Genomic DNA, 18576 nt, shown 5'->3' with positions numbered 1-18576 from the left:
AATCGCGACAAACAAAAAACCCCGCACGAAGGCGGGGTTTTTCTACAGACTGACCCGTAGGTCAGCTGACAACATCATTCGTTCAGATTACAGAACTTTGATGTTGGAAGCCTGAAGGCCTTTTTTACCCTGGGTGACGTCGAAGGAAACCTTCTGGCCGTCTTGCAGAGTTTTGAAGCCGTCAGCTTGAATTTCGGAGAAGTGCGCGAACAGGTCGTCGCCATTGTCGTCCGGAGAAATGAAGCCGAAGCCTTTAGTGTCGTTAAACCACTTAACGGTACCAGTTGCCATGATCGAAATCCTCGATGTAGCTTAATGAAGAGCCGGGTAATACCCGAGTTGCAGTGGGTAGAACAAGAAACTTTCACCAGACTCAACGCGAGAGCGTTTCGATACTGCTGACTACGTTCGACTTGCTAACCAACTGCATGCAGCATGCGCTTAACGACGCTGCACGTCAACACTATGATGGAAAAAAATGTCAGTGCAATGACTTTTCTTCCAAAATCCATCCAGCGGCCTTTTCAGCGATCATCAGCGTCGGCGAATTGGTGTTACCACTGGTGATGGTGGGCATCACTCCCGCGTCGGCCACCCGCAGTCCAGACACCCCGCGAACCCGCAATTGCGCATCCACCACGGCCATGGGGTCGTCGTCTTTTCCCATCCGCGTGGTGCCGACCGGATGGAAAATCGTCGTGCCAATATCCCCGGCCAAGCGGGCCAGTTCCTCGTCGGTCTGGTACTCCACGCCCGGCTTGATCTCTTCCGGGGCGTATCTGGCAAAGGCGGGCTGCTCGGCGATGCGTCGCGTCACCCGCAGCGAATCGGCGGCCACCTTGCGGTCCTCGGGCGTGCTCAGGTAGTTCGGCGCGATTGCAGGTGCCTGGCGCGGGTCGGCGCTTTTCAGGCGCACGGTGCCTCGGCTGGTAGGGTTCAAGTTGCACACGCTGGCGGTAATCGCAGGGTACGGGTGCAGAGGCTGCCCAAAGGCTTCGAGACTCAACGGCTGCACGTGGTACTGGATATTGGGATACGGCTGGTCGTCGGAACTACGCGTGAACGCGCCCAACTGCGACGGCGCCATGCTCATGGGCCCCGTGCGCCGCGTGAGGTACTCCCATCCGATACCGGCTTTGCCCCATAACGTGCTGGCCATGGCGTTCAGCGTTTTGGCATTGCTGACACGATACACCGAACGTATCTGGAGGTGATCTTGCAGGTTCTCACCCACCCCCGGCAGATCGTGCACGACCTCGATGTCGTGCTCGGCAAGGTGCTCGGCGGGACCGATGCCCGATAACTGCAGCAGGTGGGGCGAGCCAATCGCGCCGGCACACAGCACGACTTCCTTGCTAGCCTGCACCTGCAGAGTCTTGCCTTCTCGCACCACTTCGACTCCTTCGCAGCGGGGGACGGCCTGATCACGCTCGAAGCAGAGCCGGTTCACCTGGGTGGAGTGCCACAGCGTCAGGTTGTCCCGCTTCAAGGCCGTGCGCAAGAACGCCTTGGCCGTGTTCCAGCGCCAGCCGTCGCGCTGGTTGACTTCGAAATAGGCAACGCCTTCGTTACTACCTCGATTGAAGTCCTCGGTTCGAGGAATACCGGCCTGAACGGCAGCTTCGGCAAAGTCATCCAGCACCTGCCACTTCAGGCGCTGCTTCTCCACCCGCCACTCGCCGCCGTGGCCATGAAACGCGCGGTGAGTGTCATCACCGTCGCTGCCTTTATCCAATCGGTAGTGGTTTTCGTGTTTGATAAAGTCCGGCAGGCAGTTCTCCCAGCGCCAGGCATCGCTGCCGGTCACTTCCGCCCAGTGGTCGTAATCCCGCGCCTGGCCGCGCATGTAGATCATGCCGTTGATACTGGAGCAGCCGCCCAGGGTCTTGCCGCGCGGATAGATCAGCGAGCGACCGTTCAATCCCTGGTCGGGCTCCGTGCGAAACAGCCAGTCGGTGCGCGGGTTGTTGATGCAATACAGGTACCCGACGGGTATATGAATCCAGTGGTAGTTGTCTCTGCCACCGGCTTCGATCAGCAGCACCCGATTGTTCGGGTCGGCGCTCAGTCGGTTGGCCATCAGGCACCCTGCGGTGCCTGCGCCTACTACGATATAGTCAAAGCATTGCATGGCGGCATGAGCCGCCATGGGGGTAGTTGTATTGTTGGACATGCAGATGACTCCGGTGAAGAGCGGGCGTTACTTCGCCGTGGGCATCACGAATTCGGCACCGGCGTCGATGGAGTCAGACCAGCGCTGCATGATCGACTTCTGCTTGGTATAGAAGCGCACGCCCTCTTCGCCATAGGCATGGGTATCGCCAAACAGCGAGCGCTTCCAGCCGCCGAAACCATGCCACGCCATGGGCACGGGAATCGGCACGTTGATACCGACCATGCCCACCTGGATACGGCGGCCAAACTCACGGGCAACGCTACCGCTTTCGGTGAAGCAGCTCACGCCGTTACCAAACTCATGGTCGTTGATCAGCTGAATGGCGGTGGCCACGTCCGGCACGCGCACGCACACCAGCACCGGGCCGAAGATCTCTTCTTTATAGATCGTCATGTCGGGGGTCACGTGATCGAACAGCGTGCCGCCCATCCAGAACCCCTCGGCACAGCCCTCTCCCGCGTTGGCGCCGTCGAATTCACGGCCATCGACGATCAGCCGTGCACCCTCGGCCACGCCCTTTTCGATGTAACCGGTAATGCGCTGATGGGCCTGACGGGTCACGATGGGTCCCATTTCGGCATCCAGCTGCATGCCATCCTTGACCTTCAGGGCCTGGGCTCGCTCGGTGAGCATCGGCACGACTTTATCGGCAACGTCGCCCACCAGCACGGCCACGCTGATGGCCATACAGCGCTCACCGGCGCTGCCGTAGGCGGCACCGATCAGCGCATCGACGGCCTTGTCCAGGTGGGCATCGGGCATCACCACCATGTGGTTCTTGGCGCCGCCCAGCGCCTGCACGCGCTTGCCGTGCTTCGCGCCGCGCTCGTAAATCAGGTTGGCAATGGGGGTGGAACCGACGAACGACAGCGCCTTCACCTCCGGATGGTCGATCAGCGCTTCCACGGAGTCCTTGTCGCCCTGCACCACGTTGAACACGCCGTCCGGCAGTCCCGCCTGCTGCAACAGGTCGGCAATCATCAGCGAAGCGCTGGGGTCCAGCGGGCTGGGCTTGAGAATGAACGTATTCCCGGCGGCAATCGCGATGGGGAACATCCACATGGGCACCATGGCCGGGAAGTTGAACGGGGTGATCCCGGCCACCACGCCCAGCGGCTGTCGCACGGTCCAGTTGTCGATGCCGGTACTCACCTGCTCGGTATAGTCACCCTTCAACAGCTGAGGGATGCCGCAGGCAAACTCGACGATATCGATGCCACGCGCCACTTCCCCCTGGGCGTCGGTGAACACCTTGCCGTGCTCTTTGGTGATCGCTTCGGCCAGCGCATCCTTGTGTGTATTGAGCAGCTCCAGAAACTTGAACATCACCCGAGCGCGGCGAATGGGGGGCGTGTCGGCCCAGGCAGGGAAGGCCGCCTGGGCCGCCTGTACGGCCGTGTCCACATCCGCCGCCGACGCCAGTGCCACGCGGCCGGTGACCTGACCCGTGGCCGGATTGAAAACGTCCTGGGCAGTACCGGAGGTGCCTTCGCTGCGCTGGCCGTTGATGAAGTGGTGGATGGCGTGAGTTGTCATTGTCGCTACCTTTATAAACGTCGTTTAAGTGATGAGGAGAATCTGCCCTAGACTACCCGGCGCCACAGGCCAAGCAATTGAGTAATTTTTAACCCGGATATAAGCTCTGCTAATAACATAACAACGAAGGGCATCGACCATGCAGGAGTACGCCACGCTACGGGCCTTTGTGGCCGTTGCCCATACCGGCAGCGTGTCTCGCGCCGCTGAACAGCTGCACCTCACCCAGCCTGCCGTCAGCCTAAAGTTGAAGCAGCTTCAACAACACCTTGGCCTGACGCTGTTCACCCGCCGCCCTCAGGGCTTGCGCCTCACTGCCGATGGCTATGCCCTGCTGCCCGCCGCCGAAAACGCCCTGGCCAGTGCGCTGGCATTCGAACAAAGCGCCAGTGCCCTGCACAGCACCCTGCGTGGCAAGCTGCGCATCGGCACCATCGTGGACCCTGAATTCATCCGCCTGGGCGATTTTTTGAGCCGCCTGATGGCCCGCGCGCCCCAGCTGGAAACGGAGCTGCACCACGGCATGAGCGGCAGCGTGCTGGAAGACGTGGTGCACAGCGAGCTGGATGTGGGCTTCTTTCTGGCACCGCCCGGTGAAGGCCCAGCCCATGACGCCCTGGCCTGGCGTGAGCTGACCCACTTTCATTACCACGTGGTGGCGCCCCCGGGCTGGGAGGCCAAGCTGGCCGACACCCGCTGGGAAGCGCTGGCCAGCCTCCCTTGGATCGTCACCCCCAGCGTGTCGGCCCACTCGCGCCTGCTCCAGCGTGCGCTGGCTGCCAGCGGCGCCACGCCGCACCGAGTGGCACAGGTCGACCAGGAAGCCTGCATGCTGGACCTGGTGCGCGCCGGGGTCGGCCTGAGCCTGGCCCGCGACGCGCTGGCCATGGCCGAGCGCCAGGAGAGCGGGCTGGCAGTGGCCGAGCACGTTCGCCTGCCCTGCGCCTTGAGCCTGATCTGGCGACAGGATCGCGCCATCGAGCCCACCATCAAGGCAGCGCTGGACACCCTGGATACCGTGTGGGCCCACCGCCCTTCCCTGGCGCCATAAAAAGCGCCAGAGGCTGAGCGGGTGAACAGACCGCAAAATTTGGGCAAATGGGGATTTTTCTACTAAAGTGGAAAATCAGCGTGAATAGACCAGTCGGCCTAGGCTTGTACGAAAAATCGTCGAGCGATGGCCAGACAAGGCAAAAATTGGCGAAAAGACGGAGTTTACGGGGTGTAAATAAGTACTTTGAGCCAATTTTTAACGCAGTATGGGCGAGCGTAGGCAGTTTTCGTACCAAGCCTAAAGGAACGATTAGCCGCTGTATGGTCTACCCCCTCACGTCCCGTTGATCTAAAGATAGGAGATCTTATGAGCAACACGATCAAGACCGTCAATCCCACCACGGGTGATACCCTCGAATCCTACACACTGATGGATGACCAGCAGGCTCAGCAGGTCGTCGAGGCCTGTCATGAGGCCTTTCTCGATTGGCGGCTGACCTCTCTGGACGAACGCGCCCGTGTGGTCAAGGCCATTGGCCAGGCGCTGAAAGCGCATCGGGAAGACTTGGCCCAGCTCATGGTGAAAGAGATGGGCAAGCTGCCGGAGCAGGCCCGTCAGGAAGTGGATCTGTGCGTGGGCATTTGTGACTACACCGCCGAGCACGGCCCCACCAAGCTGGCCGATGAAGAGCGCCAGCCCGGTAATGGCGAGCGCGGTTTTGTCACCTACTCGCCCATGGGCGTGATTTACGGCATTCAGCCCTGGAATTTCCCTGCCTATCAGGTAGTGCGCTACTCCATCGATAACCTCATGGCGGGCAACGGCGTGCTGCTGAAACACGCCGAAAACGTCACCGGTAGCGGCCTGCTGCTGGAAAAGATCTATCGTGAAGCGGGCCTGCCGGAAAACGTATTCCGGGTGCTGGTGATTTCCCATGAAGTGTCCGACAACGTCATTGCCCACAAGGCCGTGCGAGGCGTGACCCTGACCGGCAGCGACGGCGCTGGCCGTAAAGTGGCCGCCAAGGCCGCCGAGCACCTGAAAAAAACCGTGCTGGAGCTGGGCTCCAACGACGCTTATCTGGTGCTGGACGACGCCGACCTGGACGTGGCCATCGACACCTGCGTGACCGGTCGCGTATTCAACGGCGGCCAGACCTGCGTGGCCGCCAAACGCTTCGTGGTCACCGAGAAGAACTACGAAGCGTTCAAGGAGCGCTACGTGGCGCGCATGAAGGACCTGAAAGCGGGCGACCCAACCCAGCAAGACAGCGACCTGGGCCCCATGGCCCGCGTGGATCTGCGCGATACCCTTCACGAGCAGGTGGAAGAGAGCGTGCGCAAGGGCGCAAAAATCCTCTGCGGCGGTGAAAAGCCGGAAGGCAAAGGCGCGTTCTACCCGGTCACGGTGCTGGATGACGTTACCCCCGGTCAGCCCGCCTACGACGACGAGCTGTTTGGCCCGGTGGCGGCGCTGATTCGCGCCAAGGATGACGACGACGCCATGCGCATCGCCAACGACAGCCGCTACGGCCTGGGCGGCGGCATCATCTCCAGGGACGTGAAACGTGCCACCGAGCTGGCCAGCAAGTATTTCGATACTGGCATGGTGTTCATCAACGGCTTTGGTGTGGCAACGCCCGAGATGCCGTTTGGCGGCGTGAAGGATTCAGGCTACGGCCGTGAGCACGGCGGCTTTGGCATGCACGAGTTCGTCAACGCTAAATCGGTGATTGTGGTGCAAAGCTAACATCACCAAGCCCATCGGCTCACGATGGGCTAACCCATAAAAACGCCGCAGTGTCGTTTTCTCGACCTGCGGCGTCTTTATGAGTGGCGCATTTTAAAAGTGGCGTTAGGCGAGTTTTTGCTGCCGACGCTGCCATAGTGTCACCAGCAACGCGACCACCAGCCAACTTACCAGCGCAGCAATCACGTCATCCAGCACGATCCCCACTCCCCCGGTAACATGTTCCGCCAGATGAATAGGCGGTGGTTTCAGGCCATCAAAGAAGCGGTAGACGCCGAACGCCAAGGCCAACACCAGCGGATGGCGGGCAGCTTTTAGCCCCAGCACTGCCAAGGGGAAAGCCACATATTCATCGGCGACGATACTGCCATGATCCTGTCCATCAAAATGCAGGGACGCCATGTGGCACACCGGCACGGCGGCCAACAGCATCAGCGTGATGATGACCACCTGCTGACGGGTCGAGCGACCTGACAGCCACCAGGCCAACGGCATGCCAAGCAAGGAACCAAACGTGCCTGGGGCCACGGGCATCAGCCCCAGTCCAAAACCGGTGGCTAGCCACAAGTTGGCAGTGCCAACGATATCGAGCATCAGCTGGCCTGCTGGGCCTGATGTTCCAGCTCTGCCACTATATCGGGCGACAGGTTCAGGGCGCTGGCCAACTGGTCCAGCCAGGCACGTTCCATGGGGTTCTGGTCGTCGGTCACCGCCACGCTGATCAGGTACATTTCACGGGCGGCCTGGGGGGAGTCTGCTTCGCGAGCCAGTGCCCTGGCGTCCAGCGGGGCGCGCAGCTGCTGCTCTACCCAGCGGTGCATCTCTTCGTCGGCACCCAGCGCATCGATCTGCTGAGTGATCAGCGCCTGCTCCTGTTCATCGATATGGCCATCGGCGCGGGCTGCCATGATCATGGCTTGCAACAGCTCCAGGCTGCGGCGCTCCTGGTACTCACCGCTGAGTACCTCGACACGCTCCCCTTCTGCCGACGCCGCCGTGGCACCGCCGTTGGCCTGGGAGCGTTGCCAGGCTTTCCAGGCCAACACGCCAACCCCGGCAATGGCCCCATACTTCAGCGCTTTGCCCCCCATGCTGCGGCCTCGCTTGGAGCCAATCAGCATGCCCATGGCCCCGCCACCCAGCAGGCTCTTCATGTCGAACCCACCCGAGCTGCCGCCGGAGCGCGCCGCTTGGCTGTCGCTGCCGCCCAACTGCCGCGACAGCCCATCCATGATGCCCTGCACGTCCATGCCACCACGGTTGCCTTTGCCACCACTGGCCTGATTCATCAACTGCTGGAGAATCTTGCTCGCATTCATCCTTGCTCTCCCTTCGGGTCATCATCGTGAATTGATCGGTTCTGGTTATAAAGCATCGAACATGAACGCAACGTGAACCGCCGGGCTCGTCACCTTTCACCTTTCACCACGACCGTGCTGCCCTGACGGCTGGGCAGCACGTCGATACGCACCGGCATCTGCTCCTTGAGTTCGCTGACATGGGAGATCACCCCAATCATGCGTCCACTCATTTGCAGCTCGCTGAGCATGGCGATGGCCTGGTCCAGCGCGTCCTGGTCGAGGCTGCCAAAGCCTTCATCGATGAATAGCGTATCCAGCTGAATACCGCCTGCGTAGGCCTGCACCACATCGGAAAGCCCTAGCGCCAGCGCCAGCGCAGCCATGAACGACTCGCCGCCGGAGAGCGTCGCCACCGGACGGTTCTTGCCGGTATAGGTATCGGCCACATCCAATTCCAGGCCAGAGGCTTTATTGCCTTTGGAAGGGTCTTCCCGGCGCACCAACTGATAGCGCCCGCGGCTCATGCGCACCAGGCGTGCGGAGGCTTGAATCAGCACATCGTCCAGCAGCACGCCCAGCACGAAGCGCTGCAAGCTGATGCGATTCCCGGTGCGCCCGTTGGCCACTTCGCTGAGCGTTCCCCACAGCTGGTACTGGGCTTCCAGTTCGGCCTGGGCGGCGTGGGCGGCGGCCAGCTTTTGGTGAATGGCGTTGAGCGTGGTCAGCCTTCCATCAAGCGTTCGCCACGCCTCTAACTGGGTGTTCTCTTCCGCCCGGGCGGCCTCGGCCAGGCTGGTTAACGCGGCCAGATCCGGCGGTGTTTTTTCCGCCAGCTGGGTTTGGTAGTTCTCCAGCGCACCTTCAAGCTCGGCCAGACGGCGTTGGTAAGCCTCTACCTGACGCGTCAGCGCTTGCTGCTGGTTATCCTCCAACTGCGCCGCCTGAAACGCGGCGTCATCGTCAAAGGGGCTGGCCTGCAGCGCGGCTTGCCACTCGGCTTGCGCCTGCTGAAGCGACTGCTCGCTACGCTCGACCCGCTCGTTCGCGCCGCGTAACTGCTCTTCCGCCCGAGCCAACTGGGTTTGAGCGACCGATACTCCCTGCTGAACGCTCTCCCAGACTTTTTCGAGCTGGGCGATTTGCTGTTCAAGCTCAGCGAGGGTTCGGTGCATGGCCTCAGGGTCGCGGGCATCTTCTGGCAGTGATTGACTCAACTGGTCGCACTGGCTCTCCAGGCGCATCGCCTCCTCTTTAGCCTTTTCCACCGCGGGTCGCTGGGTTTTGAGCTGCTGATCCAGCGCGCCCCACTCCCGGCGCAGCGCATCCCGGGCGGCAATTTGCTGGCTAATCTCACGTTCGACACTTGCCCGGCGCTGCACTTGGCAACGCAAGCCTGCGCAGGCATTTTGCAGTTCAAGCAGCGGTTGGCTCGCCCACTCGCCCAGCTGTTGGGTCAACCGTTGGGTCTGCTCTGCGTTGTAGTTGATCTGCTGAGTGAGCTGATGGTGGTGACGCTCGGCGCGCTGTTGTGCTTGACGAGCCTGCTCCTGAGCCGATCTGGCCTCTTCAACCTGGGCCTGCGTGACCAGTTCGGCACGGTTAACCGCTGGGGAGGGATGCTCCAAGCTGCCGCACACTGGGCAAGGCGCATGCTGTTCAAGAGTGAGCGCTAACAGCGCGGCCTGCCCTTGGTGCCAGCGCATCTCCTGCTCAGTGGCATGGCGTTGCGCTCGTTCTGTGGCACTGTTCTGACGGCTGAGTGCGTCAGCTGCCTGCTGCTGTTGGCGGGTTAACTCACGTGCTTGCCGCGCGAGTTCATCCAGCGCTTGGCGTTGGGTCAACAGGTCGTTATGGCGACTTAGCTCAGTGGGGGCACTGGCCAGTTGCTGGAATTCTGTCTGTAAGCGTTCCAGATTCACGCTAATCGCTTCGCCCTGCTGGCGGATGCTTTCTAGCTGATTTTCATCCCGTTTAAGCACCCCATCGGCTTGCTGCCATGCGGCCTGCGCCGTTTGAAAGCGTGCCTGCAGCGCGCTTAACTGCTGGCTTTTATGAATAAATTCGCCCAATTGGCGATGCCGCTCCTGGAGCGAGGGAAGCTCTGCCTGACGCTGGCGTGCCACTTCTAACGCCTGCTGCGCCTGGTCGGCGTTACGACGTTGAGTGGCTAACGCAGCTTGCGCCTGGCGCTGCTCGGCCTGGTGGGTGGTCAACGCCTGCTGCGCCTGGCCCAAGGCCACCCTCTGGGGGCGCAGCGCCTGGGCGTGAGAGTTTTGCGCTAAACGCTCCTTACCGCTATCTATCTCAGCGTGCTGCTCAAGATGGCGGGCTTTCTCCGCCGCAAGCGACTCCCGGGCCTCAAACTGGCGCTGCAGGGCCATGGCCTCATCGCGCTGCTGTTCGGCGCTACGGCGCTGCTGCTGGGCGGTTTCGAAGTGTTGCCGCGCCTGGTCTACCTGGGGCACCAGCGCCTGTTGCTCCTGCGCTAATGCGGCTTCGCTTTCCAGTTCACCCCCCGCGAGAATGCCGCTAATATGCTGGCGATGATCACTCACCGCCCGTTCGATCTGGTTGGCCTGGGTGCGCAGGCGCTCTTCGATACGCTGAAAAATCCGGGTTTGAAACAGCTGGGAAAAAATCACTTCGCGCTCTTTGGAGCCCGCCAGCAGCAGTTCGCGGAACTTGCCCTGGGGTAGCACCATGACCTGACGAAACTGGTTAGCATCCAGGCCAATCAGGGTTTGCAGCTCCGTAGTGGCATCATTCACCTTGCGCGCCACCAGGCAGGTGTCTACCTCGCCATCGGCTTTCAATCGCCACAGCTGGGCTTCGGCGTTATGGGTGGTGGTGCCTTCACCGCGCGCTTTGGGGCGCTCCTGCTGGGGCACGCGACGCACCCGGTAATCGACCCCACGCAGGTGAAAGTCCAGCGAGACTTCCGTTAATAGCGTGGCGTCGGCCTGGTCGCAGCGCATCTGGGTAGGCTCGCGCTCATTGCCGGTTGTTTGACCATACAGGGCAAAACAGAGCGCATCGAGAATCGAGCTTTTACCGGCGCCTGTGGGGCCGTTAATCAAAAACAGTGGGCTTCTGCCCAGCGCGGTGAAATCGATGGTCTCACTGCCCGCAAAAGGGCCAAACGCCTGCATGGTAAGGGTTAGCGGTGTCATCCCTGAGCCTCTTCGTCACGGCTAAGCTCGCCTATCAGAGTGCTTATCGCCTCGGTTTGTTGATCCGTCATGGGCTCGCCGCTGGTCTGGGCGAAGAAGTCGCTGAACATATCCAGCGTACTGAATGTCAGCCGCTCACGGTCAAGCTGCTGACTGCCACGGGCCTCCAACATGCCGGGCTTCTCCAAATGCAGGACGTTGGGATACACCTCACGCAGCTTGCCCATGGGGTCGAGTATCGCGTGGCGGTCGGTAAGCCGCACCAGCAGATAGTCATCCGCCTGCGGATCTGTTCGCCCCCGGGCGATCAATGCATCCAGCTCGCCCTCCAATACGCGCACTTCACGGCGGGGTAGTAATGGGATCTGTTCAATCCGAGTGACGCCAGTCGCATCAAGATCCACCAGCGTGACGCCTTTGCGCTGACTGGCTTCGGAGAAGCTGTATTTGAGCAGCGAGCCGCTATAGCGGATGTGCTCGCTCCCGCGATACTGGGGGCCATGGAGGTGCCCCAGCGCCACGTAATCGAAGTCTTGCATGGGTTCCCAGGCAACGCTTTCCGCACCGCCCAGGGTGAGCGGGCGTTCAGAGTCGCTGGCCGCCCCGCCCTCCACGAAGCAATGGCTCATTAGCAGCGCCGGGCGTGCGGGATGGCGCTGGGCGTGAATACGCTCCAGCAGGTAGCGGTGGGCGGCATCGAAATCGCGCACGTCGGCGCCAAACGCGCTGCGCACGTACTCCGGGTCGGCGTAGGGAATGCCGAAGACATCCACCGTCACGCCATCGACGGCAAGCGTCACCGGCTGATCGCAGGTGGCTAAATCGGTGAGGATGTGTAACCCGGCCTGGCGCAGATGACGCGCCCCAAACCCCAGCCGCGCGGCGCCATCGTGATTGCCAGAGATCATGATGACCGGCAGGCCACGTTGCTCGCACAGCTCGGCCAGTATGTCATCCAGCAGGGTCACCGCCGCCGCCGGAGGCACCGAGCGGTCGTAGATATCGCCAGCAATCAGCACCGCATCCACACGTTCACGGTCGATGATCGTCAGCAGCTGCTGCAGGACATGACGCTGGTCGTCCAGCAGCGAGAGATTGTGAAACAGCCGACCCAAATGCCAGTCGGCGGTATGAAGTAGTCGCATGACAGGCTCGATCCAGAAAGTATGACCGCATCATACCAACCTGATGACCCACGACGCACAAACGCCGAGCACAAAAAGCCCCGCACGAGGGCGGGGCCGGAGCCTGGTGGCTTCCCGCTGGCCCACCAGAGGAGCCAGCGGCGACACACCGGGTTAGTTGCGGAACGCGTCCGGGTATGTGGTCAAGTCCACGCCCCAGAGTACCGGCAACAGGAAGTAAACCGCGGCCACAATCAGCAGCATGGAAATGATGTTGAGCCAGAAACCATTGCGCACCATCTCGATGATCTTGATCTTGCCCGTGGCGAAGATGATCGCGTTGGGCGGCGTGCCCACCGGCAGCATGAAGGCACAGTTGGCCGCCATGGCCGCAGGTACCATCAGTACGAAGGGGTGGATGTTCAGCGCCAGCGCCAACGACGCAAGTACCGGCAGAATCATCGTGGCCGTAGCCGTGTTCGAGGTGATTTCCGTGAGGAACAGCACCATGCCCGTGGCCAGTAGAATCACCAGCAGGAAGTTGACGCCTTCCAGAACGCTCATCTGACCGCCAATCCAGGACGCCAGGCCCGAAGAGCCGAAGCCCGCCGCAATGGCCAAGCCACCCCCGAACAGCAGCAGAATGCCCCAGGGCACGTCTTTCGCTACGCTCCAGTCCAGCAGGCAGCCGCCTTTGGAGGGCGAAGGAATCAGGAACAGCGCAATGGCCGCGGTAATCGCGATCATGGTGTCATTGATACCCGGGATATTGATGATCTGCCCCTGCCACAGGAACGAACGGGTGATCCAGAAGAACGCTGCAAACAGGAAAACCCCCAGCACCGCCTTCTCTTCGAAGGAGATGTTGCCCAGCGCCTCTTTCTCCTTACGAATCAGCGCACGGCCACCCGGCAACTTGGCCAGCTTGATGGGGTAAATAAAGCGCGTCAGCATGATCCAGCCGATGAACAGCAGAATCACCACCACCGGGAAGGCAAACATCAGCCAGCCCGCAAAGGAAATTTCGACACCAAACAGCTCGCTGACGATAGCGGCCAGAATGATGTTGGGCGGGGTGCCGATCAGGGTGCCCAGGCCACCGATGGTACCACCGTAACCCACACCAAAAATCAACGACTTGCTGAACTTGTCGATTTCGGCACTGTGGTCTTCCGAGCTCTTTTTCAGCTCTTCCGTTACCTGGAAGACGATGGCGGTACCAATCGGCAGCATCATCATGACCGCTGCGGTATTGGATACCCACATGGACAAGAAGCCGGTGGCCGCCATGAAGCCAAAGACGATGCTGTTGATGCTGGTGCCCAAAATGGAAATGATCGACAGCGCAATGCGCTTGTGCAAATCCCATTTTTCCATGGCCAGGGCGATCATGAAGCCGCCAAGGAACAGGAAGATGATCGGGTTACCGTAGGCCGCCGTCACCGTATTGCCATCCAGGGCGCCGGTAATCGGCAGCAGGATGATGGGCAATAGCGACGTGACCGGGATCGGAATCGCTTCGGTGATCCACCAGACGGCAACCCACAGCGTGGTGGCCAGCACCATGCGCCCTTCGAAGCTCAGGTCGGCCGGATGGAAAAACAGCAAAACAAAGGCAAAGAGAGCTGGCCCTAGCACCAGGCCTACTTTTTGCGCCGTGTTGAAGGCGGGCGGACGCGGAGGCTGATTGCCTGGCTGTGCGTCAGAGGAACCACCTCGCCCAGCGCTGCCCGTGCCAGAAGTGGGCAGCGCACACATGAGGAGGTTTTTTGCTTGGTCGTGGGAATGCCAAAGGGAGTCCCAGAGCGTCATCGTGGCAGTTCTGCGCATTGTAAAGTACCGCTCGCAGTCAGGGTGAACGAATGGGCGCCGTGTGGGCCAACCCAAGGACAAATGTGCCAGCGCGTCTGGCTTTTTTGAGGTGCCCTTTATTCACTGCCATAAGCCATTAGTCCAGTAAATTGACGGCAATTACAACCAAAGTCTAAACACTTTGGTCGTAATTATTAGCATTGGCTAAGATGTTGCCCGCAGAGAATCAAGGTATACAAATCCGTTTCACTGCTCCAGGCTGAGCCCCACCCCGCTCAGGAGTTCACCCATGCTGGACCGCTTTACCATGCCCCTGACCCACCCTCCGCTACGCTGGTTCGCCCGCGCGCTTCATGCCTGCCGCATCACCCCGGATCAGGTGACCCTGGCGGCCTTTCTGATCGGTATGCTGGCCCTGCCCCTGCTGGCCTTCGAGCATTATGGCTGGGCGCTGCTGGCCATCGTGCTCAATCGCATCGGCGACGGCCTGGATGGCGCGTTGGCAAGGCTTGGCCAGCAACAAAGCGATGCAGGCGGGTTTCTCGACATTGGGCTGGACTTCGTCTTTTACGCCGCCGTGGTACTAGGCTTTGCGCTGGCAGCCCCGGCGCAAAACGCACTGCCCGCGGCCCTGTTACTGTTTGCCTTCATTGGAACAGGCACGTCGTTTCTGGCGTTTGCGATTGCGGCTCGAGCACACCAGGTGGAACGCCCGCATTTTCCGCAAAAAGCTTTCTATTACCTGGAGGGTTTGACGGAAGGCACGGAAACCGTGGTAGCGCTGATCGTGTTCTGCCTGTTTCCCGACCATTTCCCCTGGCTGGCGTACCTGTTCGCTGCAGCCTGCCTGATCACCACGGCAACGCGGCTGTGGGGCGGCTACTGGACCCTGCGCCATCACGATGACATGACACGATAGTTAACATTTTGTATAGCTTTTATGAATTATTCCGTGACGCCATGGTCTATGCTTTCAAGACAGAACACAGTGTGACAACAAGCACTGACAAAGCGCTACCGCAGTATTGCTAGAGGGGGTCACACACATTACCCACCCTGAGGGAGGTAAGCTGATGCGACAACATCTTTATAAAGGCACACAGCCAGGAAGCCGTGAGCATTTAGAAAAATACCTTATGGATCAGAAACGTAGCCGCGCAAAAGCCAAAGAGCCCGATACGCTCGCCATTGCCACCAGCGCGTTTTTCCTGGGCTGCGCCATGACACTACTGGCCATGATGACGTTTTAGCCCATCGCCAGCGACCCACAGCACCACTGAAATCCCCACCTGCCGCGTGGGGATTTTTTTAATTCATATGATTTTTTCCTTACCTGCCACACGGCGATTGATTCTCGTCTCTCCCTGTATTACTCTCAATTGGTACAAGACGCGTACAAATAGCTACCACAGAGCAATTTGACGCATCAACCTGCTGATACAGCAAGGGAAGATGGCCCTTCAAGGGCGATCACTAGCATTCACAAGGAGACGTGGCATGCCATTTACACAGTTGACCGATATTTCTCAGGAAGGACTGCAACTGGCCATTCGCGAACTCAGGGAAGAAATGTTCGACACTCCCGAGTGCGATTACACCATCGCCAAGCTGCTCTGCCATTGCGGCCAGTTCGAAGCAGCAGAACGTCACATCGATGACATGCTGCTGAAATGGGGCACCTCTCCGGAGGTCGTCACGCTTACCGAAAAGGCCTATGCCGACATGGCGACCTTGAGCGCCGCACAGCACGCTGAATCTTCCAGTGCCGCTAATCAAGCGATGAAAGCGACGTCATCCGTTTCTGTCGCCGTGGCTTGATGCACTGACTACCCAGTTTCCTACAAGGCTTACTTCGGCTTGCGCCCCCTGAGCGCAAGCCGTTTTTTTTAGTCCAGATGCTCCAACGTGACCACGATATCCTGGCGCGATACATCGATGTTCCAGAAGGTATAGCTATCGTCATCCTCATCGACCAGGCGAATATCGAAGTAAGGGCTGCGATAGCCCGTCAACGTCACCCGCTGGGTATCACCATTCATCAACACATCGCTCCCAAGCACGTCCTCTTCCCAGCTGGAAGACGATGCTGGGCTCACGTACATGTAATAGATGGTGTATCCGGTACGATTGGTGATATCCACATAGTAGTCGCCTGCCATCACGAACGACGAGCCACACAGCAGCAGTAAAGAGCAGAGCCACACTTTGATACGCATGGGTATATCCCTGATGTTTTTTTGGAGGAAACCACGTTAGCGCACCAGGCCTGCTGACACCGAACCAAGACGCTAATAGCAGTATATCTCTGGCCCGCCATTTTCGAGATAGCCCTAGGCGCTTTTTTGCAGCCCCCACAGCTTCTGCGTAGCTGATAGAATACTGCCCCTTTCAGGCACGGGCTGGCGGCTTGCCAGCTCGCGGCTCCACCGACTACTGCACCTACTATCTGCACCCACTACCTGAGAGTTCCGTCATGATAGCTACCGCCACTGCCCTCTTCCGACCACTGTTACAATGGGGGCTCGTACCCCAGATCGTGATGGGGATTATTGCGGGGGTGCTGCTGGCGCTGCTCGCCCCTACGGTCGCCAGCGATATTGCCCTGCTGGGCCAACTGTTCATTGCCGCCCTGCAGGCCGTCGCCCCCATTCTGGTGTTCGTGCTGGTTGCCGCGGCTATCTCGGCCCATCGTCAGGGCCAGCCCACGCATATTCGCCCGGTGCTGCTTTTATACCTGTGTGGCACGTTGATCGCGGCGCTGATTGCAGTGGCCGCCAGCTTCCTGCTACCGACCGAACTGACGCTGGATGCCGGCCAGGTAGACGGCAACCCGCCCAGCGACATTTTTAGCGTGCTGCGTGATTTGCTGCTGAACGCAATTACCAACCCGGTCAGCGCGCTGATGGAAGGCAACTTCATCGCTATTCTGGCCTGGGCCATTGCGCTGGGTCTGGCGCTGCGCCAGGCGGCCGATACCACGCGCCAAGCGCTGCAAGACCTTTCCAGTGCCATTACCCGCATCGTGACGCTGGTGATTCGTCTGGCCCCCATAGGCATTTTTGGCCTTGTGGCGGGCACGTTGGCTGAATCCGGACTCCAGGCGCTGCTCAACTATGCCCAATTGCTGGGGGTCATCGTGGGCTGCATGCTGTTCGTGGCCCTGGTGAGCAACCCCTTGCTGGTCTATCTGGTCACCCGCCAGAACCCCTACCCACTGGTGTTCACCTGCCTGCGCGGCAGTGCCATTACCGCCTTCTTCACACGCAGCTCGGCGGCCAATATCCCGGTGAACCTGGAACTGTGCCGTCGCCTCAAGCTGGATGCCGATACCTACTCCATCTCCATTCCGCTGGGCGCCACCATCAACATGTGCGGCGCCGCCATCACCATTACCGTCATTACTCTGGCAACGGCGCATACGCTGAGCATTGCCGTGGACTTCCCCACTGCTCTGCTGCTGTGTGTGGTGTCGGCCCTGGCAGCCTGCGGTGTGTCTGGCGTGGCCGGTGGATCGTTGATGCTGATTCCCATGGCGGCGAGCCTGTTCGGGATACCCACCGAAGTCGCCATGCAGGCCGTGGCCATTGGCTTTGTCATCAGCGTGGTGCAGGACTCCACCGAAACGGCGCTCAATTCGTCCACCGACGTGCTGTTTACGGCTGCCGCCTGCCGGGCGCAAGAGGCGAGGCGCGCGTAGGCATTTGCTAGGGGGAGTGGCGGCTGCCCCCCGCCACTCCCCCGCGCGCCCTCCCCACGACGGTTCCCCACGATGTTCTCAACTACGCTCGCGTATTACCCGCTGGATGTTTTCACCAGCCTCGCCAAACGCTCACGCTCATCCTCTTCATAAAAACTCGGGTCATCAAAGAGGTCGCGCTGGGTATCATCGAAGTTGACATCCTCCCCTCCCTCAGCTTGCGCTGCCGCCTACGGCGGAAAGGAAGGGGATTCCCAGGTTGTTACCTTCCTGGTTTCTGCTTCAAGGACAGCTGCCCGAGGGAATGGCTTGGTTATCGCCGAAACGTCCCCGTGGGGATTTTTACGGTGACGAACCAACGCCTATCCCCCAGGTCTCACGCCGTCTCCACAGACGTAACTTTCCGAGTGCCCCTCGGTAGGTCGTGTCGACATGGGTAGTATAGCACTGTACAAAACGTCAGCAAAGGCATCCTGGGGGATGCCGCGCTATCCTTCCCCGGCCTAAAAGGCCGAGGTTTGACGCGCAATTTGATCAACTGCGCTACCGCCAGCGGATAGAGGGAAAACGCCAAACCACCCCAGATAAAATAGAGCCCCAGCAGCACCTCGTGACTGGGTGCAAAGGGCATGGCGGCGGCGGTCAAGGCCGCCAGCAGCACCACCCAGATCATCACCTTGGGGCGGTCATGCTTGTCGGAAAAGCCAAAGGTACGAATGTGCCCCATACGCCGAATCAAGCGCCCGCTTACCCAGGTGCCGCAGATAAAACCGACAAAATAGCCGGACATGATGATTCCCAGCACCGCGCTGGAGAACCCTTCCGCCGTGCCTCGCAGGGTAAGCAACGTGTTGAGCAGGCCGTTGCCCAGCAACAAAAGTGCCACACTGCGCAGTATCGATTTAACGGGATTGAGCATGGCTAATGAATACATCGCGCTTCCTCGTAGCAGACTCGCTACAGACCATGCATGAAAGATGCCACTGGAAATCTTCTCTACGCATGACACGCCCCTGA

The 18576-nt window shown here is 60.1% G+C and carries 16 protein-coding genes; 6 read left to right on the top strand and 10 right to left on the bottom strand.

Annotation, left to right across the window (positions count from 1 at the left end):
- Positions 1 to 87 precede the first annotated feature (87 nt).
- The 3 genes from HSS18214_RS0116510 to HSS18214_RS0116500 form a co-directional block, all read right to left on the bottom strand.
- Positions 88 to 291, bottom strand: a complete 204-nt coding sequence (locus HSS18214_RS0116510) for a cold-shock protein (RefSeq protein ID WP_009101184.1) — start codon at positions 289 to 291, stop codon at positions 88 to 90.
- 190 nt (positions 292 to 481) lie between these two features.
- Positions 482 to 2149: a GMC family oxidoreductase gene (locus HSS18214_RS0116505; protein ID WP_016916380.1), complete on the bottom strand. Its 1668-nt coding sequence runs from the start codon at positions 2147 to 2149 to the stop codon at positions 482 to 484.
- Positions 2150 to 2200: 51 nt separating this feature from the next.
- Entirely contained in the window at positions 2201 to 3712 is a 1512-nt protein-coding gene (locus HSS18214_RS0116500) for a CoA-acylating methylmalonate-semialdehyde dehydrogenase (protein ID WP_016916379.1), read from the bottom strand.
- Between the two features lie 139 nt (positions 3713 to 3851).
- Between HSS18214_RS0116500 and HSS18214_RS0116495 the strand changes: the two genes are divergently transcribed.
- On the top strand, positions 3852 to 4763 hold the full coding sequence (locus HSS18214_RS0116495; RefSeq protein WP_016916378.1) for a LysR family transcriptional regulator: 912 nt from the start codon (positions 3852 to 3854) through the stop codon (positions 4761 to 4763).
- A 309-nt stretch (positions 4764 to 5072) separates the two neighbouring features.
- On the top strand, positions 5073 to 6455 hold the full coding sequence (locus HSS18214_RS0116490; RefSeq protein ID WP_016916377.1) for an NAD-dependent succinate-semialdehyde dehydrogenase: 1383 nt from the start codon (positions 5073 to 5075) through the stop codon (positions 6453 to 6455).
- A gap of 105 nt (positions 6456 to 6560) precedes the next feature.
- Here the strand turns inward: HSS18214_RS0116490 and HSS18214_RS0116485 are convergent, their stop codons facing one another.
- From HSS18214_RS0116485 to HSS18214_RS0116465, 5 genes are all read right to left on the bottom strand, one after another.
- A complete protein-coding gene (locus HSS18214_RS0116485) occupies positions 6561 to 7040 on the bottom strand; it encodes a phosphatidylglycerophosphatase A family protein (protein WP_371827798.1) in 480 nt (159 codons plus the stop codon).
- Between the two features lie 8 nt (positions 7041 to 7048).
- Positions 7049 to 7774: a tellurite resistance TerB family protein gene (locus tag HSS18214_RS0116480; RefSeq protein WP_016916375.1), complete on the bottom strand. Its 726-nt coding sequence runs from the start codon at positions 7772 to 7774 to the stop codon at positions 7049 to 7051.
- Positions 7775 to 7863: 89 nt separating this feature from the next.
- Positions 7864 to 10926, bottom strand: coding sequence for an AAA family ATPase (locus tag HSS18214_RS0116475; RefSeq protein ID WP_016916374.1), 3063 nt, complete (start codon positions 10924 to 10926; stop codon positions 7864 to 7866).
- Positions 10923 to 12071: an exonuclease SbcCD subunit D gene (locus HSS18214_RS0116470; RefSeq protein ID WP_016916373.1), complete on the bottom strand. Its 1149-nt coding sequence runs from the start codon at positions 12069 to 12071 to the stop codon at positions 10923 to 10925. Before HSS18214_RS0116470 ends, HSS18214_RS0116475 begins: the two co-directional genes overlap by 4 nt.
- A gap of 153 nt (positions 12072 to 12224) precedes the next feature.
- Positions 12225 to 13808 (bottom strand): SLC13 family permease, encoded by a 1584-nt coding sequence (locus tag HSS18214_RS0116465; RefSeq protein WP_016916372.1) that lies wholly within the window; start codon positions 13806 to 13808, stop codon positions 12225 to 12227.
- A 343-nt stretch (positions 13809 to 14151) separates the two neighbouring features.
- Here HSS18214_RS0116465 and HSS18214_RS0116460 point away from each other — a divergent pair, with 343 nt between their 5' ends.
- The 3 genes from HSS18214_RS0116460 to HSS18214_RS0116450 all read left to right on the top strand — a co-directional run bounded on the left by HSS18214_RS0116460 (position 14152) and on the right by HSS18214_RS0116450 (position 15680).
- Positions 14152 to 14781: a CDP-alcohol phosphatidyltransferase family protein gene (locus tag HSS18214_RS0116460; protein ID WP_016916371.1), complete on the top strand. Its 630-nt coding sequence runs from the start codon at positions 14152 to 14154 to the stop codon at positions 14779 to 14781.
- 154 nt (positions 14782 to 14935) lie between these two features.
- Positions 14936 to 15112, top strand: coding sequence for a hypothetical protein (locus HSS18214_RS19150; protein ID WP_156808540.1), 177 nt, complete (start codon positions 14936 to 14938; stop codon positions 15110 to 15112).
- Between the two features lie 247 nt (positions 15113 to 15359).
- The gene (locus HSS18214_RS0116450) at positions 15360 to 15680 is read left to right on the top strand and encodes a hypothetical protein (RefSeq protein WP_016916369.1); all 321 of its coding nucleotides are present in this window, start codon (positions 15360 to 15362) and stop codon (positions 15678 to 15680) included.
- Between the two features lie 68 nt (positions 15681 to 15748).
- Here the strand turns inward: HSS18214_RS0116450 and HSS18214_RS0116445 are convergent, their stop codons facing one another.
- Positions 15749 to 16078 (bottom strand): hypothetical protein, encoded by a 330-nt coding sequence (locus tag HSS18214_RS0116445; protein ID WP_016916368.1) that lies wholly within the window; start codon positions 16076 to 16078, stop codon positions 15749 to 15751.
- Between the two features lie 257 nt (positions 16079 to 16335).
- On the opposite strand from HSS18214_RS0116445, the gene sstT reads away from it, so the two are divergent.
- The gene (sstT, locus tag HSS18214_RS0116440; RefSeq protein WP_026002002.1) at positions 16336 to 17559 is read left to right on the top strand and encodes a serine/threonine transporter SstT; all 1224 of its coding nucleotides are present in this window, start codon (positions 16336 to 16338) and stop codon (positions 17557 to 17559) included.
- Between the two features lie 376 nt (positions 17560 to 17935).
- Here the strand turns inward: sstT and HSS18214_RS0116435 are convergent, their stop codons facing one another.
- The gene (locus HSS18214_RS0116435) at positions 17936 to 18493 is read right to left on the bottom strand and encodes an MFS transporter (RefSeq protein WP_026002001.1); all 558 of its coding nucleotides are present in this window, start codon (positions 18491 to 18493) and stop codon (positions 17936 to 17938) included.
- Positions 18494 to 18576: the final 83 nt, after the last annotated feature.

Source organism: Vreelandella stevensii S18214 (genome assembly GCF_000275725.1).
GTDB classification, from domain to species: Bacteria; Pseudomonadota; Gammaproteobacteria; order Pseudomonadales; family Halomonadaceae; genus Vreelandella; species Vreelandella stevensii.
This window is presented reverse-complemented; position numbering and strand designations above follow the sequence as displayed.

Coding starts and splice junctions, on each gene's coding strand:
- HSS18214_RS0116510 (WP_009101184.1), bottom strand. CDS start 291: ATGGCAACTGGTACCGTTAAGTGGTTTAACGACACTAAAGGCTTCGGC.
- HSS18214_RS0116505 (WP_016916380.1), bottom strand. CDS start 2,149: ATGGCGGCTCATGCCGCCATGCAATGCTTTGACTATATCGTAGTAGGC.
- HSS18214_RS0116500 (WP_016916379.1), bottom strand. CDS start 3,712: ATGACAACTCACGCCATCCACCACTTCATCAACGGCCAGCGCAGCGAA.
- HSS18214_RS0116495 (WP_016916378.1), top strand. CDS start 3,852: ATGCAGGAGTACGCCACGCTACGGGCCTTTGTGGCCGTTGCCCATACC.
- HSS18214_RS0116490 (WP_016916377.1), top strand. CDS start 5,073: ATGAGCAACACGATCAAGACCGTCAATCCCACCACGGGTGATACCCTC.
- HSS18214_RS0116480 (WP_016916375.1), bottom strand. CDS start 7,774: ATGAATGCGAGCAAGATTCTCCAGCAGTTGATGAATCAGGCCAGTGGT.
- HSS18214_RS0116475 (WP_016916374.1), bottom strand. CDS start 10,926: ATGACACCGCTAACCCTTACCATGCAGGCGTTTGGCCCTTTTGCGGGC.
- HSS18214_RS0116470 (WP_016916373.1), bottom strand. CDS start 12,071: ATGCGACTACTTCATACCGCCGACTGGCATTTGGGTCGGCTGTTTCAC.
- HSS18214_RS0116465 (WP_016916372.1), bottom strand. CDS start 13,808: ATGTGTGCGCTGCCCACTTCTGGCACGGGCAGCGCTGGGCGAGGTGGT.
- HSS18214_RS0116460 (WP_016916371.1), top strand. CDS start 14,152: ATGCTGGACCGCTTTACCATGCCCCTGACCCACCCTCCGCTACGCTGG.
- HSS18214_RS19150 (WP_156808540.1), top strand. CDS start 14,936: ATGCGACAACATCTTTATAAAGGCACACAGCCAGGAAGCCGTGAGCAT.
- HSS18214_RS0116450 (WP_016916369.1), top strand. CDS start 15,360: ATGCCATTTACACAGTTGACCGATATTTCTCAGGAAGGACTGCAACTG.
- HSS18214_RS0116445 (WP_016916368.1), bottom strand. CDS start 16,078: ATGCGTATCAAAGTGTGGCTCTGCTCTTTACTGCTGCTGTGTGGCTCG.
- sstT (WP_026002002.1), top strand. CDS start 16,336: ATGATAGCTACCGCCACTGCCCTCTTCCGACCACTGTTACAATGGGGG.
- HSS18214_RS0116435 (WP_026002001.1), bottom strand. CDS start 18,493: ATGTATTCATTAGCCATGCTCAATCCCGTTAAATCGATACTGCGCAGT.